The sequence below is a fragment of the Paenibacillus sp. AR247 genome (assembly GCF_002968895.1).
In the GTDB taxonomy this organism is placed as follows: Bacteria; Bacillota; Bacilli; order Paenibacillales; family Paenibacillaceae; genus Paenibacillus_AQ; species Paenibacillus_AQ favisporus.
The window spans coordinates 167,345-175,223 of the sequence record NZ_PCZT01000010.1 but is presented as its reverse complement, the minus strand read 5'-3'; the positions used below and the strand labels follow the sequence as shown (position 1 = coordinate 175,223).

Annotated in this window: 5 protein-coding genes and 1 pseudogene; 4 read left to right on the top strand and 2 right to left on the bottom strand. The window is 54.8% G+C overall.

The features are described 5' to 3' along the window. Together CPT76_RS20390 and CPT76_RS20385 are read left to right on the top strand one after the other, a co-directional pair. The coding region (locus CPT76_RS20390) for a carbohydrate-binding protein (protein WP_146116366.1) at nt 1-1,936 on the top strand (1,936 nt) is incomplete at its 5' end. Nucleotides 1,937-2,240: 304 nt separating this feature from the next. Then, complete coding sequence (locus tag CPT76_RS20385) at nt 2,241-3,398, top strand: epoxide hydrolase family protein (RefSeq protein ID WP_181152964.1); 1,158 nt, start codon at nt 2,241-2,243, stop codon at nt 3,396-3,398. Between the two features lie 128 nt (nt 3,399-3,526). Here the strand turns inward: CPT76_RS20385 and msrA are convergent, their stop codons facing one another. Continuing rightward, nucleotides 3,527-4,501 (bottom strand): peptide-methionine (S)-S-oxide reductase MsrA, encoded by a 975-nt coding sequence (msrA, locus tag CPT76_RS20380; protein WP_105444253.1) that lies wholly within the window; start codon nt 4,499-4,501, stop codon nt 3,527-3,529. 156 nt (nt 4,502-4,657) lie between these two features. Between msrA and CPT76_RS20375 the strand changes: the two genes are divergently transcribed. Continuing rightward, a complete protein-coding gene (locus tag CPT76_RS20375) occupies nt 4,658-5,329 on the top strand; it encodes a YitT family protein (protein WP_234489507.1) in 672 nt (223 codons plus the stop codon). Nucleotides 5,330-5,385: 56 nt separating this feature from the next. Here the strand turns inward: CPT76_RS20375 and CPT76_RS20370 are convergent. Next, nucleotides 5,386-6,715, bottom strand: a pseudogene (locus CPT76_RS20370) (MFS transporter). Between the two features lie 723 nt (nt 6,716-7,438). Here CPT76_RS20370 and CPT76_RS20365 point away from each other — a divergent pair. Further along, nucleotides 7,439-7,879, top strand: a 441-nt coding sequence (locus CPT76_RS20365) for an L-type lectin family protein (protein ID WP_219845454.1), incomplete at its 3' end; no start/stop codon positions are given.

The following is a 7,879-nucleotide window of genomic DNA, read 5'->3' as shown; positions in this document are numbered from 1 at the left end:
ATTGATCGCGAGAGCGGCCAGCGGAACCGGCGGCGGCAACATCGAAGTCCACCTGGATTCACTTGACGGACCGAAAGCCGGTACGCTGAACGTAGAAGGCACCGGCGGGTGGAACAACTACATCGACGCCGTCACCGTGCTCAAGGATGACCAGGGCAATCCGGTTACCATTACCGGCACGCATGACGTCTATCTCGTTTTCACCAAAACGAAAGACCAATACCTGTTCAACCTGAACTGGTTTAAATTCACCACCGGCGACCCGACCCGCACTGACGCTTACGCCAAGCTCAAGGGCGTTAACTATGACAGCAGCGAGGGCCTGAGCAAAGCGCAGGGCGGTTTCCTCGACGCGATCCACAACAACGCCTATGCCTCGTATAAGGGCATCGATTTCGGCTCCGGCGCCGCCGGCATAACGGCCCATGTCGCCAGCGGCAATCAGGGCGGATCGATCGAGGTGAAGCTGGATTCCCTGAACGGCCCTACCGCAGGCGTAGTGGAGATTCCGGCCCTCGGCGGCTGGGATAAATGGGTGGACATCATGGCGAACCTTGATGATAAACTCGCGGTTGGTGTGCATGACGTGTACCTCATTTTCCACGGAAAAGACGGCAGCGACTTCCCATGCAACCTGGATTGGTTCACCTTTACGACGATGAAAGGCACGGCGAGAGATGCTTACGCCAAGCTGGAAGCTGAAAACCGGACGAACGGCGTCGGTTTCGGCACGGAAAGCGGCGGCGGCCAGACCTATCTGGCCGGCATTTTCGGCCCGAACAACGGGTACGCCATGTACAACTACGTTGACTTTGGCGACACGAGCCCGACAAAGTTCCATGTCAATGCGGCCAGCGATACGAGCGGAGGCACGGTCGAGGTGCGCATCGACAGCCTGAACGGTCCGGTCATCGCCAGCAACAAGGTCACCGGAACGGGCGGCTGGCAGAACTTCAAAGTGTTCTCGACCGATGTGACGACACCGGTGACCGGCAAACATATCGTGTTCCTGCTCTTTAAAGGTTCGGACTATCTGTACAATCTCGACAAATTCACCTTTGGCGACCCGTCCGTCTTTACGAAACCGAACCCGCCGACGGAACCGGTGGAAGATCACGTGCCGCCGGGCGACGTGGAGAACGTGCTCGTCAGCCGCGGTGACGGCCAGCTGACCCTGACCTGGGACGGCCCGTACGATTTGGACGCGGACAAAGTACGGGTCACTGTGACGAGCGGCGGCCAGCAAGTGGGTGACGTTCTCGAAGTGAAGCGCGGCATTCAAAAAGCCGTCATCCCTGGCATCGAGGACGGCAAGAACTACAGCATCCTGCTCAAGGCTGTGGACAAATCAGGCAACGTGTCCAAAGGCGTTACGGTGGACAGCAAGATTGAGCCCGCCTTCGCCCTGACGGTGAACGGTAATGCCGTGAAGGACGGCGATACGCTGGACGACAACGCGGTGCTGTCCTTCACGGCCGGCGGCGGCCTTGCCGCAGGCGGATCGGCCGTGCTGACGCTGGATGGCAAGGAATATAAGGTCGATGCGCAGCAGGCTGGTGTCGACGTGGCCCTGGCCGGTAAGCTGGGCGACCAGACGGTCACCGTCGACGTTTACGGCGGCTCGGGTGAGTCGTCCCGGACGACGCTGCAGCTGCATGTGACGACCGGCCCGGCCTCCATCCAGCAGCTGATCGACCGCTACAGCGCCGCCGGCGACCTGGGCGGCGGGCTCGTGCCGCAGCTGACCAATGCGCTGAAGCAGGCGCAGCATCAATGGGACGGCGGCAAGCCGGACCAGGCCGTGAAGCACCTGCAGGACTTCCTGAAGCATCTGGACAACAAGGGCCAGAGCGGCAACGTCAAGGATGACGCCAAAGCTGTGCTGACCGCGGATGTAAACGCGGTGATTGCGCAGTGGCAGGGCGCGGGAAAGTGATTTGCGCATAGGTTGTGGATAGTGGTAAACGAGGGGCTGTCTTTCACGGAATCATCCGTGAGGGGCTGCCCCTTTGTGATTTTGGCGAGAGAACGAGGTTGCAATCGTTGTAATCGTGCAGCTATTTTTGCGGGAGCACTAGAGGTAACCACTTCGAAATTACGCAATGTCCGTGCCAGTATTTTTGTGCAGTATTTTTGTGATCCAGCCCGCTTTATTTTTGTTGACAACTCAACAATACAGATGATATATTCCTCATACAACGTTGATTTATCAACCATATGAAGGGGAGGAGCATATTTTTATGAATAGGATGGACAGCACCAAAATACAGCCGTTTCGCATCGAAATTGCGCAAAGTACACTCGACGACCTGCAGGACCGTCTCGCCCGTATCCGTTGGCCTGACGAACTGCCGGATGCCGGTTGGGATTACGGCGTGCCGCTCGGCTATCTCAAGGAACTTGCGGAGTACTGGCTCAATTCATACGATTGGCGCAAGCATGAAAAGCGGTTAAACGGGCTGCCACAGTTTACTACAACCATCGACGGGGCCAACGTTCATTTCCTGCATATCCGTTCCCCGGAGAAAGATGCGCTGCCGCTGATCCTTACTCACGGTTGGCCGGGTTCGATCGTCGAGTTCCTCGATCTCATCGGGCCTCTCTCTGATCCGCGGTCTCACGGTGGTGATCCGGCTGACGCTTTCCATCTGGTCATTCCCTCGATCCCAGGCTTCGGGTTCTCGGGCCCTACCCTGGATAAGGGATGGAATATGCGCCGGGTTGCCCGGGCTTGGGCGGAGCTGATGAGTCGCCTCGGGTACGGCTGTTATGGCACCCAAGGCGGCGATTGGGGCGCAGGCATTTCCCGATTGTTGGCCGAATATGACAGTGAGCATGTGTGCGGCGTCCATGTGAATTATTTGCATACCGTTCCAGCGGAGGACTTCGATCCGAGTGAACTGTCTAAAGAAGACCGTGAAAGGCTCGAACGCGCACAGAGTTACCGGTCCGCACCGGCAGGATATGCGAGGCTTCAATCCACCAGGCCTCAAACTTTGTCCTATGCCCTCACGGACTCGCCGGTCGGGCAGCTAGCATGGATCGCCGAGAAGTTTTACGAATGGACCGATCCTGCCTGCAGGGTGGACGCCGACCGGCTGCTAACGAATGTGATGCTCTATTGGCTTACGGGAACCGCCGGATCATCAGCCCGGTTGTATTACGAAAGTTCGAAATCGAAGGGGCCTCTTCGGTGTCCCGTACCATTGGGCGTGTCCGTGCTGCCTTACGACTTGGCATTACCGGTATATTCTCTTGCGCAGCGCCAACATCCCCTCGTCCATTGGACCGAGTTTGAACACGGCGGACATTTCGCCGCCATGGAGGTTCCGGATCTGCTCGTTGAGGATATACGAACCTTCTTTAGAAGATTCCGCACAGAACTTCAACCGTCTTAACCCAGCCGGTGGCTTTACACTTTAACGAACCATGCCCTTAGGCCGTCCTTGAAGTTTGGACTTTAACGAACTATATCCCAGGCCATCCCCAAAGGATGGCTTAAGGTTGCTCCCCCTACTCTCTCACCTCACACTTCCTCAAACAGCTCCGTATACTTCCCGTACCCCCCGCGCTCCAGCTCCTCCCGCGGCACAAAGCGCAGTGCCGCTGAGTTGACCTGGTAATGCTGCCCGGCAGGCGGCGGGCCGTCGTGAAACAGGTGCCCCAGGTACGAACCGGACAAGCGGCCGTAGAGAGCGGTGCGCGCTTTGCCGCTGCGCAGGTCAGCCTTTCGGCGGAGGAAGCCTTCGTGGATCGGCCGGGTGAATGCCGGAAGGCCGGTCCCCGCATCGAACTGATCCCGCGAGCAGAACAGCGGATCGCCGTTCACGACGTCCACGTAGATCCCTTCGCGCTCGTTATTCCAGTACGCATTCTCATACGGCGGCTCATCCGCGCCGTGCTGCGTGACCTCATACTGAAGGCGGGTCAGCCTTTTGCGCAGCTCGGCATCATCCTGCTTTCTGCGCCAATACTTTTCGGCAAACGTTCCCCGCCCCGACCCTTCGTGGTAGAGGTTGTAGTCGTAGCGGTGCGTTTTATAGTAGTCCTGGTGCTCATCCTCCGCCGGATAGAACGGCCCCGCGGGCAAAATTTCGGTGACGATGTTCCCCTTAAACCGCCCGCTTGCAGCAAGCTCCCGCTTGGAAGCCTCCGCTTTGGCCCGCTGCTCCCCGCTATGTACAAAAATGGCCGTCCGGTAAGAGTTCCCCCGGTCCATAAACTGCCCGCCCGCATCGGTCGGATCGATCAGCTGCCAATAGATGTCCAGCAGACGCTCATACGGAAACACAATGGGGTCAAAAGCGATCTGAACCGCTTCGTAGTGCCCGGTCGTTTCGGTCCCAACTTCTTCATAAGTCGGATGCTCCGTATGGCCCCCGGTATAACCGGACACGATCGAATGGATCCCCGGCAGCTCGTCAAAGGGCTGCACCATGCACCAGAAGCACCCGCCCGCAAACGTGGCAAGTTCCCACCCCTGATGTTTCTCCTGCTCCATGCCTTCCTCCCCTTTCTTTTAAAAGTAAACATACCACAGTTCCGCATACCTTGCCCGCCCGGCATGAATTGGCATCCTTGTCCGCAGACAAGCATACATTTTAGTAAGGCTTGACCAGCTTATGACCACCAAACTATTCTCCAAAGGATGATCGGGTTGAAAATACAGTTAATTCCCGGCCGTTACCGGCACCACCGGCACCTGTTTTACCGCCGCCTCGGCAGGAAAGTCTCCCTCATTACAGCGGGAGCGGTGCTTCAAGGCTTTGCGATGGCGGTTTTTTTATTCCCGCACAGCATCCCTTCCGGGGGAGGTGCCGGTATTGCCGTGCTGCTGAACCACGGGTTCGGCCTGCCCATGAGCCTCGGCTTCTGGGTTGCCAATTTCGCCTTTCTCATTTTTACCGCCCATCATTTGGGCATATTCAGTGCCATTGGCACCATTTACGTGATCACGGCCACGTCCGTATCGGTCAATTTTTTTGAGGTATATGTTGGGCCGCCGCTGCTGAATGTGTGGCTCGATCTCCTGATCGGCTCCCTTATTCTCGGTACAGGCGTCGCTATGCTGATGAGGCAGCGGGTATCCAACGGAGGCATCGGCTATACCGCTTTGGTGATATATAAGTATAAAAAAATAAAACCCGGCACATCCCTTTTCTGGATGAACGGGGTTATCTTTATTCTGGCGGCATATGTCGTCAACTGGAGAATCATTCTTTTTGCCATCGGATGCCAAATGATTTCCACCCGCGTAATCAACTACATCCTCGGCCGCAAGCCGCAGCGGAGATGGACGGCCGGGTTCGCCTGGCGCAGCAAAAAATAGCAGCTTGCTCCTGCCTTCTACCGAGACCACAGGATCCATCCAATAAACAAGCCGGATCAAGATCCGGCTTTTTGGCGTCCGCCGAACGGCCGAATGAGGCCCGCCGGCTTGTTGCGGTAAGCTTTGGCGCGTTTGCCTCCGGACGGCTTGCCTTCCCCGGAATCGACCCGGATCAGGAAAAGGGCCAGAAGCCCGATCACAAACGTCAGTCCGGCAATGGACAGAAACATGCCCGGCCGCGACCATCCCATCATCCACCCGAACAGCGGCGGACCGACGGCCACCCCGAAGAACCGTACCGACCCGTACAGCGAAGTCACAAACCCCCGTCTTTCCTTGCCGACCGCTCTCGTGATGAAGCTGTTGATACACGGCAGGATCAGTCCCGTTCCTAAACTGCTGACGGCCAGCACCGAGATAAACAGGGTCAAGTGCCCGATAAACGCCAGCAGGACGTAAGCAATCGTCATCAGGGTAAATCCGATCACGATGAGCCGTTTCATCAGCTTTTTGTTTTCCCCGATTTGGCTGCCCGTCACATAGGATGTCGTGCACATGACAAGCAGAGGAATGGCCAGCACCAGCCCTTTGCCTGCCCCCATGATGTTGTGTTCCTTTTCCAGCATGTCGGACAGGTAGAAAAGGATCCCGAACAGCGCAAACAAACAGGTCGCGCCGGCCAAGTATGCGGGGATCAGCCATCGGCCCTCATGCTTGAACACACTGCCAAGGCCGTGAATGTATTTCTTGAACGGCATCGGCTCTTTCTCTTTCTTCTTCTCTTTGATCAGGAGCCATGTGAGCGTGATCGAAATAATCACGACCGCCGGGAAGGTGAAAAATACACTGTACCATACGATCAAGGCCACAAGCGACCCGAGAATCGGAGAAATGACCTTGCCGAAACCGTTGGATGCCTCGACCAGGCCGAGCACTTTGCTCTCTTGGGATCCCTTGAACAAATCACCCGTGAGCGCCATGGCAATCGGGGCTGTCCCCGCCGCACCTATGCCTTGAAGCGTCCGGCCCACCATAATCCAGAGGAACGGCGTTGGGGAACAGAGCTGCCGCAAATCCGGCCAGCAGCCCGCCGATGCCGTACAGAATCAGCGCCGGCACAATGCCGTACAGAATCAGCGCCGGCACAATGACGACTTTTCGGGAATAGCGGTCGGATAAATACCCCAAGATAGGAATGAAAAAGGCGGCTACCAATGAGAACACGGTGATCGTCAGGCTTGTTTGAAACGATGAAATATGAAGCTTCGACTCCATTTGGGGTAGGATCGGAATGAGCATGGAATTGCCGAACGTCATGATGAAGGGAACCGAGGCAATGGCCGCGATCGTTTTCCCCGACGGTTGTTTCTGCTGTTCTTCAGCCATCGCAGGAGTGCTCCTTTCTAGGAAAGTACAACCTTTTCTGCTTAGATTGTCCCTGGAAACGCCAAGTTATGCTTTCCATGCGATGTTACTTTTAATGGCAATGCCTCTCCCCTTCGGCCTTTTTCATAAGTCTTCCCTTTAAAAAAACCCGTCCATAAAGTCTCAAAAAAAGTTATACCCAAAGTAATAACTTTGAAATGAAACCGATGCCCACCGGTAGGACAACGGTTTGAAGATTATAGTATAAATCTATCGTTTTTGACGTTTGATGAGGACAAATGTAAATGGTTGTCGTATCGTATTCCCCAAAGAACGTTACCTGGAAGCCCTTTCCTCCCAAGGCGCGTATTCTGGGACAAACCTTTCTTTCGGGTAACCAGCAAAACCATAGATAAAGGAAGGGAGGCGAATCTTAGATAATCAAGCCATTGAACCAATACAATCGTGATCCGGTAAAAGCGTCCTGCTGTTATATTAAAGGGTACCTCTTGCTCCGATTAAAACTCTGGTCAATTAAACGTTACATAACTAAGCTTCACAAAGGTGAATCAGAGACAGCAAAAAGACCCTCAGAGGATCAGATTGTACTAGCAAAGGAGGCGAAGGCGTGCGGTATTGCTGTCCATCATTGGATGGCTCTGTTTGTAGACTGAGGACTGATCGATTTGCACCAACTTTGGAACGGCTCCAAAGCCTTCCCACTGGAAGATATGGAGGATATCAATGAAAAGAAGATCGATAATCAGTTTGCTGGCTGCTTTGATCATTTCGTGTAATCCGATTTTACCTTTGAACCATCAAAATACGGTGTCTGCTGCTGCAGATAGCCACTGGCTGAATTATAAATTTGATGGCTTCTCCAGCGATACGTTTAATCAAAACTTTACTGTAAGTGGTGCTGCGGAAGTTCCCGCAGGATTAAACTTTATACGTTTGACACCAGCAACCCCTTTACAAAGCGGAGCTGTATTCAACAAAAATACGCTTTGTGATAAAAACAATTATTCATTCAGCACGGCCTTTTCATTCAAAATGAGCAATCCAAGCCCCCAAGGTTCAAGCGACGGATTGACCTTTACACTTCAGACGGGTACATCCAGTCAATTAGCCAATGGAGGCGGCTTAGGGTATTACGGGATTCAACCGAGCTTTGCCATTAAATAC